The following is an 18,203-nucleotide window of genomic DNA, read 5'->3' on the forward strand; positions in this document are numbered from 1 at the left end:
CGCCTGAGCCGGGGCCTTCGTAGCGACGGGAGTGGGCGAGGAGGTCACTGGGACACGGCCTCCGCGGGCATCGGGCCGATCCACTTCTCGTACAGCTTCTTGTACGTGCCGTCCCGCTTGGCCTTCTTGATGGCCTTGTCGATGGCGGCGAGGAGCTTGGGGTTGCCGCCCTTGCGCACGGCGAAGCCGTACTTCTCGCCCGTCTGGACCGTGCCCGTGACGGTGAACTTCGCTGCGTTGGCCGGATCCTTGAGCCAGTTCTGGACCACCGGATAGTCCTGAATGACGACGTCCACCTGGCCGGTGCGCAGCCCGTTGAGTTCGGCGTCCGAGCTCTCGAACGACTTGGAGTCGATGCCGGCGGCGTGCGCGGTGTCCTCGCCGGTGGTGGCCGACTGCGATCCCAGCTTGATCTTGCCGCTCTTGATGGCGCCCAGCGACTTGGCCTTGACGCCCTTACGGGCCAACAGGGCCTGGTTCGCGTCGAAGTAGGGGGTCGAGAAAGCGAGGTGCTGCTTGCGCTCGGGAGTGATCGTCATGCCCGCGGCAGCCACGTCGCAGACCCCCGCGTTGAGGTCCGCACCCGTTTTGATCGTCTCGAACGACTTGTCCACGATCTGCTGCTTCAGGCCGAGGTCGTCGGCGACCAGATCGATCAGATCGACGTCGAACCCGACGATCTTCTTGCCCTTCTCCGACTGGAACGGGGCGTACGGGAGATGCGTACACGTCGTCAACTGGCCGGATTTGACCAGCTTCACGCCGCCGGCCGTCGTGGTGGCCTGTTCCTTGCTGCAGGCGGTGGCCGACAGGGCGAGCGTGGCGGCGAGCACGAGCGGGGTGGAGCGGCGGACGAGTCTTCCGTGAGTGCTCACTGGACTTCCCTCGGGCATGGAGAGAGGCAACTTTCCCTGGGCAGGGAGAAGTTGACCTGGAATGGGACGGGCACCGACGGGTGCCCGCGCAGCCGTGACCACGGGCCACTGGGGACGGGCCCGAACGGAGCTCCGACTGCGGTGGGCACACCCTGCATCAGCGCGAACACGAAAGTCCAGGGCTGTCACCAGCCACTCCGGAAGCCTTCACATTTTCGATCTTGAGTGGCGCGGGTCGTGCGGGGGAGGCCGTCATCGGCCGGGCGCACGGTCGCCGGCCGGGGCGTATGCAGGGATGGCGTGCACATGTCTTGACGAGTGGTCTCGACCACAAGCACCGTTACGGGAGAGCCGTTCTTCGTCCTGTGGGGGGCACGTGAACAGCAGACCGTTCGCCGTGGGTGCGGTGTTGTCCGTCCTCGCCGTCGTGGGAGGCCTGGCGGTTCCGGCCTCGTCGGCGCCGCCTTCGAGGCCGGTCGGGGTGTTGCCTCTCGGCCCCGCCGACCTGACCGAGACGCGGACGTCGCAGCAGCTCCAGCCCGGTGTCACCCTCACCCGAATCGTGCGCGGCGCCGATGCCCCGGCGCTTGCCTGGACGGTCGAGGTCTCCATCCCCGGCGGCGCCGGCTCGCCGGACCCCGACGCGCCACCGTCGGCGCTCAACGACCACGCGAGCGCCGACGACCTGGTCGCCCGACTGCGCGAACACGGCTTCGAGGCGCGGGCCGAGGAGGTCACCACACAGGCGACGGCGGACTTCGCGGGCGGCACGCTCGGATGGCGCGTCCGTGTCGGTGAGTTCGGCTCGCAGTCCGCGGCCACGGCCGAGCGCACCCGGCTGCGGACAGCCGGATACACCGGGGCCGCCGTGTACCAAGGGTGGGACGGGGACCCCATGGACCGGGGTCCGTGGCGGATCGACGTTCTCACCATCGACCCGCACCGCTTCCACGGCGCGCTGAGAGCCTCGTACGGGCCGGATCTGGAGAACCGGGAGACGACCAGCCAACTCGTGGCCGCGGCCGGGGCGACCGCGGGGGTCAACGCCGGGTTCTTCGTCCTCGACCCGAACGCCGGCGCCCCCGGGGACCCGGCCGGTGTCGGCGTGTATGACGGCAAGTTCCTGAGTGAACCCGTGAGCGGGCGGCCCTCCCTCGTGATCCACGATTCCGGGCGTCGGACCGACGTCGCGCGGCTCACCTGGCAGGGCAAGCTGTCCGGCCGGGGCACCTCTCTCCCGCTGGACGGGATCAACCGCGTCCCCGGCCTGATCAGGAACTGCGGCGGCACCGCCGACGACACGCCCACCTCGCTGCCCCTGCATGATGCGACCTGCACGGACGGCGACGAACTCGTGGCCTTCACGCCCGAGTTCGGCGAACGCACTCCGAGTGGCGAAGGGTTCGAGGCCGTACTCGATCGCCACGGACGGGTACTTGAGGTGCGTTCGCCGCGCGGCGGATCGCTGCCGGAAGGCGGCAGCTCCGTGCAGGCGACCGGACGCTACACCTCCCAGCTGGCCGAACTGGCGCAGACCGGCGGCGAGTTGCGGATACGGGCCGCGTTGAAGGACGCGCACGGCCGTACGGTCTCCCCCTCCATGAGCACCAGCATCCTCAACGGCGGCCCCGAACTCGTCCGGGACGGCCGTACACACGTCACGGTGGCCACCGACGGCATGGTCCAGCCCGGCAATCCCAGCTTCTATTACGGCTGGGTGCACAAACGCAATCCGCGCACGCTCGCCGGAGTCGACGCCGCGGGACGGACCGTTCTCGTCACGGCCGACGGACGAAGCACCGGCGCGCTCGGACTCAGCATCCCGGAGAGCGCCGCGGTCGCGAAGGCGCTGGGCCTGCGCGACGCGATGAACCTCGACGGCGGCGGGTCCACCACCATGGTCGCCGGCGGGGGCGTGATCAACGCCCCGTCCGACGCGACCGGAGAACGCCCGGTCGGAGACGCCCTGTTGGTCCTCCCCGGCCGAAAATGACCCCGTCGACAGGAGCAGCCATGACCGCCGCCACGATCCGCCGCGCCAGATGCCTCCTGCTCGCCCTGGCCGTCCTGCTGCTCACCCTGACACCGAACGCACCGTCCGTGGCCGCCGACGCTCGCGGTGCCGAGGTCGTCGCCGTCACCCAGGTCGCCGACCGTCAGGTGGATCTGTCCGTACGCTCCTCGGCTCTCGGCGGCCGGACCGTCCACGTCCGACTGCTCACGCCCGACGGCTGGAACCCGGGCGACCACCGTCGGCACTGGCCGACCCTGTGGCTGCTGCACGGGTGCTGCGGCGACTACACGTCGTGGACGAGCCGGACCGACGTCGCCCGCATCGACAGCCTGCGCGACGTCCTCGTGGTGATGCCGGAGGCCGGCTGGAACGGCTGGTACAGCGACTGGTGGAACAACGGCAACGGTGGTGACCCCGCCTGGGAGACGTTTCACACCAAGGAGCTGCGCCGACTCCTCGAAAGCGACTGGGGAGCGGGCCCGCGTCGCGTGGTCGCAGGACTGTCCATGGGAGGGCAGGGCGCGCTGATGTACGCGGCCCGGCACCCGGGCATGTTCAAGGCGGCAGCGGCGTACTCAGGATCCGTGCACCCGTTGCTGAACGACGAGTCGGTGGACCGCATCATGGGGTTCTTCGCGGGCCAGGGCGACGACCCGCGCCGGGTCTGGGGCGACCCCGTGGCGCAGCGGGATGTGTGGGCGGCTCATGACCCGTACTACCTGGCCAAGCGCCTCAAGCCGATCCCCGTGTACCTGTCGTGCGGCGACGGCACCGCGGGCCCCCTGGACCCACCAGGTGCCACGAACGCCCTCGAAGCGGACTTCAACCGGCAGAACCATGCCTTGGCGGGCGCGCTGGAAAAGGCGGGTGCCCGGCACGTGACGACCAACTTCTACGGGCCTGGCACCCACAGCTGGCCGTACTGGCAACGAGAGCTGCACGCCTCGCTGCCGATGCTGTTGGGGGCGTTGAGGGTCACGAACTGACGTGATCTGTGGCGGCGCCCGCCAGTCGGGGGCGGCCGGAGCGGGTGCAAACTATGTCATCATGCAATGACATCGCCTGATGACAAGAACGGTACCCCTCCTTTGCAGCCCTCCATACCGGCGTCCGCGCGTACCTCCGCCGTATCGGCACCCGCACTCCGCCACCCACGGGCTCTCGTGCCCGTCCTCGTCTCGCTCGGGATGCTCGTCGCCGTGGTCAGCAGCCTCGGCGCACCGCTCATCCCGACCATCGCGGCCGAGGACCACGTCGCCGTCTCCACCGCACAGTGGGCGCTCACGGTGACGATGCTGGTGGGAGCCATCGCCACACCGGTCATGGGGCGCCTGGGCGACGGCCCGCACCGCAAGAACGTGATCCTCACCGGCCTCGCCGTGGTCCTGGTGGGCAGCCTCCTGGCGGCCCTGCCCCTCGGGCTCACCTGCCTCCTCGTGGGCCGGGCGCTTCAGGGCGTCGGCATGGGCCTCGTCCCGCTCGCCATCGCCACCGCCCGCGACGCGCTGCCCCCGGAGCGGGCACGGTCGGCGGTGGCGACCCTCTCCCTGACCACCGCCGCGGGCATCGGCCTCGGCTATCCGATCACCGGCCTGTTCGCGCAGTACCTCGGCATGTACGCCGGATTCTGGTTCGCTGCCGCCACGGCGGCCGCCGCGCTCACCGCCACCGTGATCGTCGTGCCCGCGGCGCCGCAGCGCCCCACCGTCCCGATGGACTTCCCCGGCGCGCTGCTGCTCGCCGGCGGCATGGCGGCCCTGCTGGTGACGCTGGCCGAGGGGGAGCGGTGGGGCTGGGGATCCGCTCCGCTGCTCGCGCTCGCCGTCGCGGCCGTCGTCCTGCTCGCCGGGTGGGTCCTGCACTCGATGCACTCCACGCATCCGCTGGTGCGGGTACGGCTCATCAAGGATCGCGGCGTACTCGTCGCCAACCTGACCACGATGGTCGGCGGCGTCGGCACCTACCTGCTGATCGCGCTGGTCACCCGCTACGTCCAGACACCCGAGTCCGCCGGATACGGCTTCGGCTCGACCATCGTCGTCACCGGTCTGCTGCTCGTGCCGTTCTCCGCCGCCAGCCTCGTCACCGGCCGCCTCGTGCGGATGCTCGGCGCGGCGGCGACGCCCGCCCGCATGCTGCCGCTGGGCTGCCTGCTCTCCCTCTCGGGCCTGGTCTGCTTCCTGGTCGCCCGCTCCAGCCTGTGGGGCATCGGCACGATGATGGCGCTCGCCGGACTCGGCGTGGGCGTCACCTTCGCGGTCACGCCCGGCCTGATCGTCGGCGGAGTGCCCGCACAGGAGACGGGCAGCGCGATGAGTTTCAATCAGGTCATGAAGTACATCGGGTACTCGACCGGCAGCGCGCTCAGCGCCGTCATCCTCCAGGCCGCCACCGACCCCGGCGCGGCGCTGCCGACCAATGACGGCTACCGCAACGCGGGTCTCGCCGGCTGCGCCGCCTTCGTGATCACCGGCATTCTCGCCGTGGTACTCACCCGCACGGGCACCCGGCTGCGGCCGTCCGTGGTCGCGGCGGGGCACGTCGCTCCGGTCGCCACGGGTGAGCGGGCGCGCCCCGAGCCGAGCCGCCCGTGAGCGGCGCGGACGCCGGCCCGCGCCGGAACTCCGCCCGCACCCGCGAGGCGCTGCTGCGGGCGGCGACCGAACTCTTCTCCGAGCGCGGCTACGACCGCACCACCATCCGCGAGATCGGTGAGCGGGCCGGGGCGGACCCGGCCCTGATCGCACGCTACTTCGGCAGCAAGCCCATGCTGTACGTCGAGGTGCTGCGCGCCGAACACGGTGACGTCGCACCGGACGACCTCCTCACCGAGCCCCGCCTGCGCGACGTCGCCCAACGTGCGGAGCGGCGCGGCCCGGTCCCTCTGCTGAGGGTCGCCGTCCAGCCGTTGAGCGATGGGGCCGCGCAGGACGCCACCCGCGCGGCACTGCGGTCCCGGCTCGTGGATCCGCTGCGCGCACGCTTCGCCCGGGAGGGCAGGGACCGGCCGGGGCTGCGGGCCGACGTGCTGGTGGCGGCGGTCGCCGGGGTGTTGCTCGCCCGCCACTCCGGGGCGTTCGAGGACCTGGCCGACGCGGAGGTGGACGAGGTCGTCGACGTGCTGCTGGAGACGCTCGGTGGCGACGGGCCCGCCCGCGATCGGTGAACGCCGGCGGGCCCACCGCGTTCACGCGTTCGCGAGCCAGGTCGTTGCGGCTACGACGAGTGCTTCCACGCCTGTGCTCAGGGTGGGCTCGACGACCGGTGCGAAGTGGGGGGAGTGGTTGCTCGGCAGCTCGTCCAGCCGGTCTTCCTGGAGCGCGCCGAGAACCGTTTCGGTGTCCAGACCGCCCCAGAACCAGAAGACGGTCGGCACGTCGAGCACCTCTCCGAACACACCCACGTCCTCACTCGCGTTCACCTGAGGCATCGGCATGATCCGCTGCTGCCCGAAGTGCTCCGCGAACGCGGCGACCGTGGCCTGCGTCGCCTCCGGATCGCTCACCAGCGCCGGTGCGGAGCCGGTCCAGGCGAACTCCGGCGGCTCCGCGGCGCCGCTCGCCTGCGACTCAGCGGTGGCGATGCGCTCGATGGCGTTGCGGACCTTGTCGCGGATCGCCGGGGTGAAGGTGCGGACGTTGATCCCCAACTCGGCCCTGTCGGGGATGATGTTGTCCTTGGTGCCCGCCTGCAGGCGCCCCACGGTCACCACGGCGGTCTCCGCCGGAGGAACCTCCCGCGCGACGATTCCCTGCAACCGCGTGACCACGTTGGCCGCCATGAGCACCGGGTCGATGGACGCCTCCGGCCGGGACCCGTGGCCCCCGCGACCGTGCAGAGTCAGGTCGAGGGAGTCCGCCGCAGCCATCACCGGGCCCGTGCCGTAGCCGATGACCCCCGCGGGCAACGGCCCGACGTGCTGGCCCAGCACGATCTCGGGCTTGGGGAACCGCTCGAAGAGTCCGTCGTCGACCATCCCCCGTGCGCCGACCGCGAGTTCCTCGGCCGGCTGGAACACCACCAGCAGCGTGCCGCGCCACTCGTCACGCGACTGCGCGAGCAACATCGCGGCACCGGTCAGACAGGCCGCGTGCATGTCGTGACCGCAGGCGTGCATCACCGGTACGTCACGGCCCTCGTGGTCCACGCCCCGCGCCTGACTCGCGTAGGGGAGTCCGGTCTTCTCCTCCACCGGCAGCGCGTCGAAGTCCGCGCGGAGCATGACCACCGGCCCCTCGCCGTTGCGCAGGACCCCGACCACGCCGGTGACGCCGATCCCCTCGGCCACCTCGTCGAAGCCCGCCTCACGCAGACGCTTCGCCAGCAGACCGGCGGTGCGTGTCTCCTGGAGCGAGAGCTCGGGATTTCGGTGCAGATCCTTGTAGAAGGCGGCGAGTTCGTCGCGGATCTCCGGCAGTTGTGCGGTCACCGTCTTCGACATGGCTACCTGACCTCTCTGAGTACCGATGTGCGTACCGTAGCTCCGCACACCAGGGATACACGCGGCCCCCTGGCAGGTGGCGCTGACCGCGTACGCGCCGAGGGGGTTGTGGTGGGTTCGTGCCGGGGACGGGCGACCACTGTCGCAACCGCTCTACCCGGCGGTAACGTGCGGCTCCGTTCGCAACCGAGGGAGTGGCATGGGCACCGTCACGGGAATCGATCGCGTCGCCGAGCACGAGAAGACGCGTGCCGCGCTGCGTGCCGTGGTCGCGCGACTTGTCCGACTGCTGCGTGACCTTCCGGACCTGGAGGTGGCGTCCGGTGTCCCGGAGTGGACCGTGGGTGATGTCGGCGCACATGTGGCTGCCGTGCATCTCGCGTTCGGCTCCGGCTTCACCGGCGAGTCCGTGGAGTGGGACACGGTCCTGCCGCCGGGCGACGGGCCGTTCGTCGAGCGGCTCACGGCCGTGAACGCCCTGTCCCTCGGCCTTCTCGGCGGCGATGAACGCACCCGTCTCGGCGACCTGATCGCCGAGCGCGGCGAGGCGTTCCTGCGCGAGACCGACGGTCTCGCCCCGGACACCCCCGTCCCCACGCCCTGGTACGGGCAGGAGCGGACGCTCACGCTCGCGGCGGCGACCGGAATGATGCTCAGCGAGAGCCTCCTGCACGGCCTCGACATCGCCCGCGGCGCCCGGCTCCCGTGGCCGATAGGCCCGGACGAGGCGCGCCTGGTGCTCGGGCAGTCGATGCCGACGATGATGCCGCTGGCCCTGGACACGGCGAAGGCGCAAGGCGTCAGCATCGCGTTCGACGTCGCGATCAAGGGCGGTCCACGGCTGGCGGTCGTCATCGATGAGGGCGCGGCGACCGTGACCCGCGACGCCCCGCCGCGCGCGTACGACTGCCGGATCACGGCGGCGCCGGCAGCGTTCCTCCTGGTCGCCTTCCGGCGCATGCCGGTCTGGAAGGCGATCGCGCGCGGTCAGATGCGGGCCGGCGGCCGAAAGCCCTGGCAGGCACTGCGGCTCACCGAACTCATCGCTAGCCCCTGACCCGAGGAAGGCGTCCGCCCGTCAGGGCTTCCAGTCGCCCATGCGGTCCAGGCGGCGGAGCTGCTGGCGGGCGGTGGGCACGTCGAGGGCCTTGCCCCGCGCGGTGAGGCGGTCCGCGACGGTGGTGCGGTGCTCGGCGGGCTTGTGGTCGTCGTACTTGAACTTGGCGACCACATCGATGACGTCCAGGCGCAGCCCACGGATGCCGGGCAGCATGCGGCCGTACGGAGGCTGGTCCACGGCCACCCGGGCGTGGTCGCCGTCCGGCTGGAAGTGGGCGAGCTGGCGGCGCAGGAGCTCGGCCTTGGCCTCGGGGGCGTCGACGATGTGGGCGTGGCAGGTGAACTGGACGGCCGCGTAGTAGCTGGTGGGGACGCCGTCGGTGGGTGTCGTGTCCGGCTTGGCGCGCCAGGGGCCGGGGATGAAGGCGTAGTCCCCGATGACGGTGAACGTGACGTTCGGGTCGTGCTCGATCGCCTTCCAGACCGGGTTGGGCCGGGCGAAGTGGATCAGGAGGTGGTTGTCGTCGCCGGTGAAGTGGGTGGGGACGACCACGGGGGGCCGGCCGGGAAGGCCGTTGACGCTGAGCTGGCCGAAGTCGTGGCCGTCGGCGATCCACGCCTGCCATTCGCCCTCGTCCAGTGCGGCGTCCCAGGGTTGGATGAACACGCTCTTCTCCTTGCGAGTGGTGGGCCGGTTCAGGTGAGGGCGAGGAGGCCGACGGCGCGTCCGCGTCGTCACCGCCGGCGCCGTGATGCCGCTGTGGACGGGGGAGCGAGGCAGCGAGGCCCGGCTCCTGCGGACGACCTCGACCTCCGCCCCGGTCGAGGTCTGGCGCTGGCACCCGGTGACGCATACCCCAGCCACCCCCACCAGGCCGGAGTCGTCGAGACCGTCAGCGTCACCGTCGGACAGATGATCCTCGAGGTCGATGGTACCGAGTACCCCGTCGAAGCCGGACCGACAGCCACCTTCGACGGCAACGCCCCCCACACCTACCGCGGTACCGGCACGGAGACCTGCCACCTGATCACGACCGTCCACCTGCCGCCCGGCCCCGCGGGCACCGTCTTGTGAGACCACCGCGCTCGACGACGGTCATGAAGTACTCGAACTGGCACCGTTCCACACGTCCGTCGAGTCGGCCGGTTCGGGAGGTTGCCGATAGCGCAACTCGATGCTGCTTGCGGGCGGACAGGGAATCGCCGAAGGGCGAATTCGAGGGCCGGCTTACGACGCGCCACGGCCCAGGGCTCGGGTCCGGGTGAGGATCTCGCGCAACTCCTCTACAGGAAGCTTCGGTTGACGGTCCGCCGAGAACAGGCCGTTGATCTCCTGCTCCGTGTCGGTGAACTGGGTGAAGCAGAACCCGGCGAGCCCGGAGTCCACCGCGGCCTCCACCAACCCGGCCAGGCGCTCGGCGAAGTCCTCCTTCGTGCTCACCGTGTCGTAGCCGAACCACTCGGCGCCCTCGGCCGGTTCGAAGGTGGCTCCGCCGAACTCACTCAGTACGACAGGCTGCCCCTGGTGGCGTACGCCGTCCAGGACGAGCCGCTTGGCACCCGGCCACTGCTCGACGATCTCGCCCCGCCGCAACGAGGAGTTCCCGTAACGCTCGCGCAGCACCTGTGCGTCCTGCGTGTAGTCGTGCACACCCCAGATGTCGGCGGCGGAGATCTCCCAGCCGTCGTTGGAGACGGACGGGCGCGACGGGTCGAGGGCTTTGGTCAGGTGGTAGAGGCTGTCCATGAAGTGCCGCTGGGCGGGGACGAGCGCCGGGTTCGGGACGGACCAGGACTCGTTGACCGGGACCCACGCGACGATCGACGGGTGGCTGAGGTCACGGGAGACCGCCTCGGTCCATTCGCCGACCACCCGCTCGACGGTCTGCGCACCGAACGTGTAGGCCGAGGGCATCTCCTCCCAGAGCATCAGCCCCAGCCGGTCGGCCCAGTAGAGGAAGCGGGGATCCTCGATCTTCTGGTGGATGCGCAGCCCGTTGAGGCCGATGGACTTGGCCAGTTCGGCGTCGCGGCGCAACGCGTCGGACGGGGCCGCCAGATGGGATGCGGGCCAGTAGCCCTGCTGGAGCGCGAAGCGCAGGAAGTACGGCTTGTGGTTGAGGAGGAAGACGCCGTCGTCCCAGCCGATGTCGCGCAGCCCGAGGTAGGACGTGACGCGGTCGACGAGGGTGTCGTCGGCCGCGTCGCGCAGCGTCACGGTCGCGTCCACGAGATGCGGCCGGTCGGGGCTCCAGAGCAGGTCGTCGAGGTCCTGGGCGTGCCGAAGGGCCGGTACCGCGACGTCGAACTCCGTCTCCTGCCCGTCGGTCAGCGTGCGCTGTTCGGCGAGCACCCGATCGCCCTGGGTGAGGCGCACGGTGACGGCCGTCGGACGGCGCGGCCACCGGCTGAGCCGGATCCGGCAGCGGACGCGGGCGTGGGCGACGTCAGGGGTCCAGTGCAGGACCGTGATGTGCTCGTCCGGGACGTCCTCCAGCCACACCGGCTGCCAGATCCCCGAGGTGCGGTGGTACCAGATGACGTGCGGATCACGTCGCCAGTCCTGCTTCCCGCGAGGCTGCGAGGCGTCGAGCGGCTGGTCCTCGGCCCGGACGACGACGGTCTGCTCCCCGTCCCACAGGACGGCGTCGGTGAGATCGCAGGAGAAGCCCGTGTGGCCGCCTTCGTGACGCCCCACGAGTTGTCCGTTCATCCACACCTCGGCCCGGTGGTCGACCGCGCCGAAGTGCAGCAGGAGGCGCCGGCCCGCAGCCGGCCGGGTGACCTCGATCGTGCGTCGATACCAGAGCACGGGGTGGAAGGAGGTGTCCGCGATGCCCGAGGCCTCGGACTCGGGCGGGTAGGGCACGGTGATGGTGGCGGTGAACGGGTCGGTGGTGTCCGGGTCCATCCAGCGGCCCGAGCGGCCTTGGTCCGTGTCGTCGTAGGCGAACCGCCACGGACCGCTCAGGTCACTCCAGACGAGGTCGCGGACGAGTTGCGGCCGCGGGTGGCCTGCGGCGTTCAGGTGCGGGTACGGCATGCGAGAACTCCGGTGGTGTCGTACGTGAATGCAGGGTTTGGGGCGTTGCCGCGGATCAGCCCGCAGGGGATCGGAGCTCCACGACCGTGGCGGCGAACGCCAACGGCCCGGGCAGCAGCGGCGTCAGCAGGGGAATCGACCAGGCGAGGACCACGCTCAGCAGCAGAGCGCCGGCGAGCAGGAGAGCGCCGCGCGGATCCGCGACGCTGCGGAGGAATCCCTCCCGCGCGGACAGCCGATACGGGGCCTCCAGCGCTGTCGCGCGCAGCCCCACGACCATGGCGCCCAGCGTGAGCAGCGCCAGCACGGGCGACATGACGTCTGCTCCGGGCAGCGAACTGCGCAGCAGCGCGGCGTCGATCAGGAGGACCAGCGCGAGCAGCGGAGGAACGCATCCGACGGCCAGCACCCGCGCGCTCAGGTGTGCGCGCAGGTGCCTGACGTACGTACCGGCCCTGACAGGGAGGCCGTGGTCGGCGGTCTGCCGGAGGGTGGCAGAGGCGGCGGCGAACGCGGCGGGTGCCGTGACGACCGGGAGGCAGACAGCGGTGGTGAGCAGGCCGACCAGGAGCACGTCGGCGAAGAGGGTGAAACTCGGCCCGAAGACCTCGCCGGGCTCCCGGCGATCGCGTCGATCCCGGCTGGATGCGGTGGAAGGGGTGGGCGCGTGGGTCATGGCGGCTCAGCCCTTCAGCCCGGAGGCGGCCATGCCCTGCACGAGGTAGCGCTGGAAGACGAAGAAGAACAGCACGATCGGCAGGACCGAGATCACCGACATGGCGAACATGGGCCCGTACGCGGAGGTGCTGGACTGGTCGACGAAGCTGCGCAGGGCCAGCGTGATGGTGAACTTCTCCGGCGCGAACAGATAGATCATCTGCGTGAAGAAGTCGTTCCACGTCCAGATGAACGTGAAGATGGCGGTGGTGATCAGCGCGGGCCGGGTCAGGGGGAGCGTGATCGACCAGTACGTGCGGAAGGCGCCGCAGCCGTCGATACGGGCGGACTCCTCCAACTCGCGCGGGAGCCCGCGCATGAACTGGACGATGAGGAAGACGAAGAAGGCCTCGGTGGCCAGGAACTTGGGCAGGATCAGCGGCCAGTAGGTGTCCACCATGCCGAGCCGGTTGAAGATGATGTACTGCGGGATCAGGACGACGTGGTGCGGCAGCATCAGCGTCGCCACCATGAACGCGAACATCACCTTGCTCATGCGGAAGCGCAGCCGGGCGAAGGCGTAGGCGGCCAGGGAGCAGGACAGGACGTTGCCGACGACGGCACCGACCGCGATCAGCAGGGTGTTGCCGAGCAGCCGTGTGACACTGATGCCCGAAACCCCGTCCAGAGCGGTCGTGTAGTTCGACCACTCCAGGTGGCTGGGCCACAGGTCGAGGCTCGTCACCACCTCGTCGGCCGGCTTGAGCGACGTGGCGAGGAGCCAGGCCAGCGGATACAGCAGGGCGAGCAGACAGACGGTCGCGACCGTGTGCGGCAGCCACCGCTTCGTGGCGATGTTCATCGACCCTCCTCGTCCGCGTAGAAGACCCAGGACCGGGACGTCCGGAAGAGGATCAGGGTGATCGCGGCGATGGCGATCAGCACCATCCAGGCCATCGCCGCCGCGTAGCCCATGTGCGAGGCGGTGAAGCCGCGTTCGTACAGGTAGAGCGTGTAGAACATGGTCGAGTCGGCGGGGCCGCCCTTGCCGCCGCTGATGACGAAGGCCGGCGTGAAGACCTGGAAGGAGTTGATGATCTCCAGCACCAGATTGAAGAAGACGACCGGGGAGAGCATCGGCACGGTGATGGAGACGAACTGCCGCCGGCGGCCCGCGCCGTCGAGCGCCGCGGCCTCGTAGAGATCGGGCGAGATCTGCTGAAGGCCCGCCAGGAAGATCACCATGGGCGCCCCGAACTGCCACACCGTCAGCAGGACGACGACGTACACCGCGAGGTCGGGGTTGCCCACCCAGCCGCCGGCGTGAACGCCGACCGAGTTCAGGATGTCGGAGATCGTGCCGCCGTCGTTGAACAGCGCGCGCCACACCAGGGCGATGGACATGCTCGCCCCGAGCAGGGAGGGCGCGTAGAACGCGGAGCGGTAGAAGGCCCGGCCGCGGTTGAGGTTCTTGAGCAGTGTCGCCACGGCGAGGGCGAGGCCCAGCTTCAGCGGGACGGCGACGACGACGTACAGCATCGTGGTGCCGACCGACCGCCAGTAGCGGGGGTCGTCGGTGAGCATCTCGGTGTAGTTGCGCAGACCCACCCAGTGCGGCGGGTCGAACAGGTTGTAGTCCGTGAAGGACAGGTACAGGGACACGGCCATCGGCACGAGGGTCAGGACGAGCGCGCCGATCATCCACGGGGTGAGGAACACGTAGGCGGGCCACTGCCGTTCACGCACCTGGCGGCGCCGACGGGCGGGCGGTTTCCGGTCCGTGGTGAGGGTGGGGCGCGCGGGCGCCCTGGTCGACACAGTGCTCATGACCTCAGCTCCCGGTTGGCCTCGTCGATGAGTTCGCGTGCCGCCTGGCGTGGTGTGGCCAGGCCGTACATCACACGCTGGTATTCGCGGATGAACGCGGTCTGCACGGCGACATCGCCCCGTGGCGGTGCGGTGGGAGTGGCGTCCAGGCCGTACTTCTCCATGGTCTGCGCGTACTCGTAGATCTCCCGCTCCGGGCCCTTGAGCGTCTTGGCGACGCGGGCGGCGATCTTCCGGTTCGGCGGGGTGGAGCGGGAGAAGGCGAGGATGTCGCCGACCCTCTGGTCATTGAGGAGGAAGTCGACCAACTGGGCTGCCTCCTTGGGGTGTGCGCTGTGCGCCCCGATGCCGATGAGCATGCTCGGCTTGAAGTACGCGCCCTGGTGGCCGTCCGTAGTGGGGACCGGCGCGAAGTGGACGGAGTCGCCGAGCAGGACCGGATAGCTGGGGAACGGCGCGTCCCAGGTGAAGTCGGCGGCGGCGAGGCCACGGCCTATCGGGCTCGTCTCGGTGCTGTTGGCCTGCACGGTGTCCCTGGCCTGGGCGATGGCGCCTTCCCTGCGGAGCCGGTCGCAGAACGTCCAGAACGCGGTGAGGTCGTCCTCGGTGAACCCGAGTTCGGTCTGGCTCGCGTAGAGCTTCCCCCCGCGGCCGCGCAGCCAGGTCTCGAACACGTCCTCGTTGCCCCCGCCGTCGTTGGCACCCGTGTAGGGGCGGCCGTCGGGCGACTTCAGCCCCAGCGCGGCGATCCTCTTGTTGGCCTCCTCCCAGTCCCGCCACGTCCAACTGGGCTTCGGCGTAGGGACATCGGCCTTCTTGTACACGGCGGCGTCATAGGCGTAGCCGGTGATGCCGCGGCCCATGGGAAGGGCGAACTGCCCGCCCTTGTACGTGCCGGTGCGCAGGAAGTCCCTGCTCATCTCGGATGTGCGGATCGTCCTGTCCTCGATGGCGTCGTCCAGTGACATCAGCGCGCCCCCGCCCGCGTACTGCGACACCTGCCGGTAGTCGAGCTGGGCCACGTCGGGCATGCCTCCGCCGGCGGCCTGCGTGGCCAGCTTCTGCAGGTAGGCGCCGAAGTCCCCGCTCGATGTGCGGACGGTGACGCCGGGGTGTTCCTTCTCGAAGAGCCGCACCGCCTGCTCGGTGCGCGCGGCACGGTCGTCGTTGCCCCACCAGGAGAACGTGAGGGTGACACCGCTGGATGTGCTGCCGCTCGCGGGGGAGCAGGCGGAGAGCGTGGAGGTCAGCGCGGTACTGAGGCCGACGGCGGCCGCTGCCAGGACGGCCCGGCGCGGGAGTGGGCGCCGGCCGCTTCGGGGCTCGGGCATGGGGGCCTTCCAGGGGACGGTGCGTGGATGGAGGGGGCGAGGGAGAGACAAGGGCGGCCCCCGGGGACCGGGTGTCAGATGCCGGGGTAGACGTCCAGCCGGCCGCACATGCCGAATCGTCCGCGGGCGGTGGGCCCGGTCGCTGTCACCCTGGCTCGGTCCAGGTGCCCGGCGTCTTTCGCGCGCAGCGAGGCGAGCTGGGACCCGGTCGCCGCCGCCGCGGCGTGGGCGCCGTCCCTCCAGCGCTGTTCCCATGCGTCAAGGCGCGGGCGGATCAGCTCGGAGGCGGCCCGCTGGAACGCGGCCAGCGGTTCCGGATCTCCGCCCTCGGTGGCTTCGCGCAGTTCCAGGAACCGGCGGGTCGCCAGATCACGTCGGGCGCGTGCGACCCCCACCTGCTCGGCCTCGGGGGCGTCGGTGGGGATGCGGATCGCGGTCGCGTAGGTCTCGGTGTCGGCGAGGAGGTCCTGGGGGAGGGTGAGCACCGCGTCGCCCGCCTCGGGCAGGCCGCTGTTCTGCATCACGACGGTGATCTGGAGGCCACCGTCGTTGGTGAGGCGGTGGATCGTGCCGGGCGTGAACCAGGCGACGGTGCCCGGCTCCAGAGGTGTCTCCTCGTAGCCGGAGGTGGTCAGGGTCTGCACCGTGCCCCGGCCGGCCGTCACCACGTATCCCTCGCTGCACGTGAGGTGCAGGTGAGGGGTGCCTCCGCCGGGCCGGCCGTCGACGGTGGGCCAGTCGTAGACGGTCAGCCGGGACACACCCACCGCCGCCGGGAAGCCGTCGTACGTCGCGCTCACCACGCGTGTCCCCGCAGGTGCGCGGCGACCTGCTCGCGATCCCACGCGCCGTCGGCGACAGTCACGCGGTAGCTACGGGTGAGTGTGTCGCCGGGGGCGAGGACGAGCTCCTCGTGGAAGGCCCAGGACGGCGCGACCGCGGCGAACGGGTCGCTGCGCACGAACCAGTGCGCCGGGTGGGTCCCCTTGTCACCCGCGTGGTCGTTGGCCGGGGCGTGCTCGAAGACGACCGTGGCGTGGCCGTCGCGCCCGTCGTGCTCGCCGACGTACGCCAGCCAGGGGGCCTGACCGCCCATCAAGTCACCGCCGTCCGCCTCGGCGGTGAAGACCCGGCCGTCGCGGAAGGCCCGCGGTCCGCGCCAGAACAGGCCGGTGTATCCGGCGGCCGGTCGGCCGTGGGTGGTGGGGCTGCCGAAGCGCAGCGGCTCGTGGCGGCGGTTGGTGACGGCCGAGGTCCACGTCAGTGACCAGCTGCCGGTGTCCGCGTCCACGTCGCGCACCTCGATGCGGCGTTCCTCGTCGGCCCACAGTTCTCCGTCGTGCGGGTGCCAGGTCAGACGCTCGGCGATGACGGCGCGGCCGTCCGCGGCGGAGACCTCCTCGAAGGCGACGTGGGCCATCGAGCCGACCTTCTCGGGCAGGGCGAGGTAGCCGTCGCCGTGCACGTAGGTGTTGCCGCCCCACAGATTCTGGCCCGACAGATGGGAGGCCGTCAGCTGCAGTCCCTTGTGCCACCGGTGGTCGTTGGGCCGGTAGTCGGTGACCACCGCGCCGGACAGGGTGCGGATCGGGTGCAGATACGGCTTGGGGGCCTCCCACGCGGCTTCGGGCCGGTACACGTAGGCGAAGAGCTCCGTGCCCGTGGCCGCGTGGGCGACGGTGATGCGGTCGCCGTGGGCGTGGGTCAGTGCGAGCGTCATGCGGGGTCCTCTTCCTGGTGGGGGTCGGCCGGTGCCCAGCCCGGGGCGTCGCCGTGCAGGGCGGTGTAGTAGGGGTCGCCGCGGCCTATGTCACCGGCGCGGACGGGCGTGTCGGTGAACGCGGACTTGTACAGAGCGGTGATGAACTCGAGCGTCTGCCGTCCGCCTGCTCCGCTGGTGGCGTGGCGCCGTCCGGCCTTGATGTCGGCGACGAGCGCCCGCAGCTGTGCGAGGTGCGAACTGGGCTCGTCCTCGCCGAAGTCGTGCCAGCCGGCCACGGTCTCCTCGGGGACACCGGGAGCGGGCGTGATGCGCCAGTCGGCGTTGCGGTAGCCGTACAGGTGCGTCAGCTCGATGGTCGCGAGCTCGCAGTCGATACGGATGCGGCTGACCTCGTCGGGGCTCAGGACGCTGTTGACGACCGTGCCGACGGCGCCGTCGGCGAACCGGATCTGGGCGGTGGACACGTCCTCGGTCTCCACGTCGTGCACGAGGCGGGCCGCCATGCCGCGCACCTCGGTCCACGGCCCCATCAGGTCGAGCAGCAGATCCGTCTGATGGATGCCGTGTCCCATGGCCGGGCCGCCGCCCTCGGTCGCCCAACGGCCGCGCCACGGCACGGAGTAGTAGGCGGTGTCCCGGTACCAGGTGGTCTGGCAGTGCGCGACCAGCGGGCGGCCGAACGCGCCCTCGCGCAGCAGGCGGCGCACGTGCCGGGCACCGGAACCGAAGCGGTGCTGGAAGACGATCGACGCGTACGGGTCCCCGTCACCACCCTTCTCCTCCGCCTCCACGGCGTCGTAGTCGGCCAGCGACGGGCACGGCGGCTTCTCGCACCAGACCCAGGCACCGGCTCGCAGTGCCGCGACGGACTGTTCGCGGTGCACGGCGGGCGGGGTGCACAACACCACGAGGTCCGGGCGCACTTCGGCGAGCATCGCGTCGAGGTCCGTGGACGCGTAGGGGATCCGGAACGCGTCGGCGAACGCGCGGACCGCGGTGTCGTTCACGTCGACCACGGCCACGACGTCCGTTTCCCCTTCCGCGGCCAGCGTCCGCAGGGCGGGCAGATGGCTGGAGCGCGCGATACCCCCTGCGCCGACGACGGCCGCGCGCAGCGGACGGTGGGGACGATCTGCAGACATGGGGGACCCTCTCGAGAGGCGGACGGCAAGCGCTTGCCATGAAGTGGTTCCAACGTTGTAACCGCCGTATGTCCGCAGGGTCAACCCTCCG

Annotated in this window: 16 protein-coding genes and 1 pseudogene; 6 read left to right on the plus strand and 11 right to left on the minus strand. The window is 70.7% G+C overall.

What is annotated here, in order from left to right; translation table 11 throughout:
• Window positions 1-44: 44 nt before the first annotated feature.
• Window positions 45-875, minus strand: a complete 831-nt coding sequence (locus LGI35_RS41530; protein WP_376224091.1) for an ABC transporter substrate-binding protein — start codon at window positions 873-875, stop codon at window positions 45-47.
• 376 nt (window positions 876-1,251) lie between these two features.
• Between LGI35_RS41530 and LGI35_RS41535 the strand changes: the two genes are divergently transcribed.
• The 4 genes from LGI35_RS41535 to LGI35_RS41550 all read left to right on the plus strand — a co-directional run bounded on the left by LGI35_RS41535 (window position 1,252) and on the right by LGI35_RS41550 (window position 6,055).
• Window positions 1,252-2,868 carry a phosphodiester glycosidase family protein gene (locus LGI35_RS41535; RefSeq protein ID WP_227299599.1) on the plus strand — a complete coding sequence of 539 codons (1,617 nt, stop codon included), beginning with the start codon at window positions 1,252-1,254 and terminating at the stop codon, window positions 2,866-2,868.
• A 20-nt stretch (window positions 2,869-2,888) separates the two neighbouring features.
• Window positions 2,889-3,875, plus strand: a complete 987-nt coding sequence (locus LGI35_RS41540) for an alpha/beta hydrolase (protein ID WP_227299600.1) — start codon at window positions 2,889-2,891, stop codon at window positions 3,873-3,875.
• Window positions 3,876-4,052: 177 nt separating this feature from the next.
• Window positions 4,053-5,483: an MFS transporter gene (locus LGI35_RS41545; protein ID WP_227299601.1), complete on the plus strand. Its 1,431-nt coding sequence runs from the start codon at window positions 4,053-4,055 to the stop codon at window positions 5,481-5,483.
• Entirely contained in the window at window positions 5,480-6,055 is a 576-nt protein-coding gene (locus LGI35_RS41550) for a TetR/AcrR family transcriptional regulator (RefSeq protein ID WP_227299602.1), read from the plus strand. The genes LGI35_RS41545 and LGI35_RS41550 overlap by 4 nt, the downstream gene beginning before the upstream one ends.
• 21 nt (window positions 6,056-6,076) lie before the next feature.
• Here the strand turns inward: LGI35_RS41550 and LGI35_RS41555 are convergent, their stop codons facing one another.
• Window positions 6,077-7,330 carry an amidohydrolase gene (locus LGI35_RS41555; protein WP_227299603.1) on the minus strand — a complete coding sequence of 418 codons (1,254 nt, stop codon included), beginning with the start codon at window positions 7,328-7,330 and terminating at the stop codon, window positions 6,077-6,079.
• Between the two features lie 199 nt (window positions 7,331-7,529).
• On the opposite strand from LGI35_RS41555, the gene LGI35_RS41560 reads away from it, so the two are divergent.
• Complete coding sequence (locus LGI35_RS41560; RefSeq protein ID WP_227299604.1) at window positions 7,530-8,387, plus strand: maleylpyruvate isomerase N-terminal domain-containing protein; 858 nt, start codon at window positions 7,530-7,532, stop codon at window positions 8,385-8,387.
• A 21-nt stretch (window positions 8,388-8,408) separates the two neighbouring features.
• Here the strand turns inward: LGI35_RS41560 and LGI35_RS41565 are convergent, their stop codons facing one another.
• On the minus strand, window positions 8,409-9,056 hold the full coding sequence (locus LGI35_RS41565) for an FMN-binding negative transcriptional regulator (RefSeq protein WP_227299605.1): 648 nt from the start codon (window positions 9,054-9,056) through the stop codon (window positions 8,409-8,411).
• A gap of 55 nt (window positions 9,057-9,111) precedes the next feature.
• Between LGI35_RS41565 and LGI35_RS41570 the strand changes: the two are divergent.
• Window positions 9,112-9,464, plus strand: a pseudogene (locus LGI35_RS41570) (cupin domain-containing protein); the annotation flags it as partial.
• A gap of 153 nt (window positions 9,465-9,617) precedes the next feature.
• Here LGI35_RS41570 and LGI35_RS41575 read toward each other — a convergent pair.
• From LGI35_RS41575 to LGI35_RS41610, 8 genes are all read right to left on the minus strand, one after another.
• Window positions 9,618-11,432, minus strand: a complete 1,815-nt coding sequence (locus LGI35_RS41575; RefSeq protein WP_227299606.1) for a sugar-binding domain-containing protein — start codon at window positions 11,430-11,432, stop codon at window positions 9,618-9,620.
• A gap of 55 nt (window positions 11,433-11,487) precedes the next feature.
• On the minus strand, window positions 11,488-12,108 hold the full coding sequence (locus tag LGI35_RS41580; RefSeq protein ID WP_227299607.1) for a hypothetical protein: 621 nt from the start codon (window positions 12,106-12,108) through the stop codon (window positions 11,488-11,490).
• Window positions 12,109-12,114: 6 nt separating this feature from the next.
• Window positions 12,115-12,951, minus strand: a complete 837-nt coding sequence (locus LGI35_RS41585) for a carbohydrate ABC transporter permease (protein ID WP_227299608.1) — start codon at window positions 12,949-12,951, stop codon at window positions 12,115-12,117.
• Window positions 12,948-13,916, minus strand: coding sequence for a carbohydrate ABC transporter permease (locus LGI35_RS41590; protein WP_227299609.1), 969 nt, complete (start codon window positions 13,914-13,916; stop codon window positions 12,948-12,950). The genes LGI35_RS41585 and LGI35_RS41590 overlap by 4 nt, the downstream gene beginning before the upstream one ends.
• Complete coding sequence (locus tag LGI35_RS41595; RefSeq protein WP_227299610.1) at window positions 13,913-15,247, minus strand: ABC transporter substrate-binding protein; 1,335 nt, start codon at window positions 15,245-15,247, stop codon at window positions 13,913-13,915. Before LGI35_RS41595 ends, LGI35_RS41590 begins: the two co-directional genes overlap by 4 nt.
• Before the next feature lie 74 nt (window positions 15,248-15,321).
• Window positions 15,322-16,050, minus strand: a complete 729-nt coding sequence (locus tag LGI35_RS41600; protein WP_227299611.1) for a cupin domain-containing protein — start codon at window positions 16,048-16,050, stop codon at window positions 15,322-15,324.
• Entirely contained in the window at window positions 16,044-16,967 is a 924-nt protein-coding gene (locus LGI35_RS41605) for a DUF6807 domain-containing protein (protein WP_227299612.1), read from the minus strand. Before LGI35_RS41605 ends, LGI35_RS41600 begins: the two co-directional genes overlap by 7 nt.
• Entirely contained in the window at window positions 16,964-18,112 is a 1,149-nt protein-coding gene (locus LGI35_RS41610) for a Gfo/Idh/MocA family protein (RefSeq protein WP_227299613.1), read from the minus strand. The genes LGI35_RS41605 and LGI35_RS41610 overlap by 4 nt, the downstream gene beginning before the upstream one ends.
• Window positions 18,113-18,203: the final 91 nt, after the last annotated feature.

Origin of the sequence: Streptomyces longhuiensis, from assembly GCF_020616555.1 — a bacterium.
Lineage (GTDB): Bacteria > Actinomycetota > Actinomycetes > Streptomycetales > Streptomycetaceae > Streptomyces > Streptomyces longhuiensis.

Excerpts from the sequence above, each read along its gene's own strand:
- LGI35_RS41585 (WP_227299608.1), bottom strand. The coding sequence starts at position 12,951 with ATGAACATCGCCACGAAGCGGTGGCTGCCGCACACGGTCGCGACCGTC.
- LGI35_RS41610 (WP_227299613.1), bottom strand. The coding sequence starts at position 18,112 with ATGTCTGCAGATCGTCCCCACCGTCCGCTGCGCGCGGCCGTCGTCGGC.
- LGI35_RS41555 (WP_227299603.1), bottom strand. The coding sequence starts at position 7,330 with ATGTCGAAGACGGTGACCGCACAACTGCCGGAGATCCGCGACGAACTC.
- LGI35_RS41540 (WP_227299600.1), top strand. The coding sequence starts at position 2,889 with ATGACCGCCGCCACGATCCGCCGCGCCAGATGCCTCCTGCTCGCCCTG.
- LGI35_RS41575 (WP_227299606.1), bottom strand. The coding sequence starts at position 11,432 with ATGCCGTACCCGCACCTGAACGCCGCAGGCCACCCGCGGCCGCAACTC.
- LGI35_RS41595 (WP_227299610.1), bottom strand. The coding sequence starts at position 15,247 with ATGCCCGAGCCCCGAAGCGGCCGGCGCCCACTCCCGCGCCGGGCCGTC.
- LGI35_RS41560 (WP_227299604.1), top strand. The coding sequence starts at position 7,530 with ATGGGCACCGTCACGGGAATCGATCGCGTCGCCGAGCACGAGAAGACG.
- LGI35_RS41590 (WP_227299609.1), bottom strand. The coding sequence starts at position 13,916 with ATGAGCACTGTGTCGACCAGGGCGCCCGCGCGCCCCACCCTCACCACG.
- LGI35_RS41605 (WP_227299612.1), bottom strand. The coding sequence starts at position 16,967 with ATGACGCTCGCACTGACCCACGCCCACGGCGACCGCATCACCGTCGCC.
- LGI35_RS41580 (WP_227299607.1), bottom strand. The coding sequence starts at position 12,108 with ATGACCCACGCGCCCACCCCTTCCACCGCATCCAGCCGGGATCGACGC.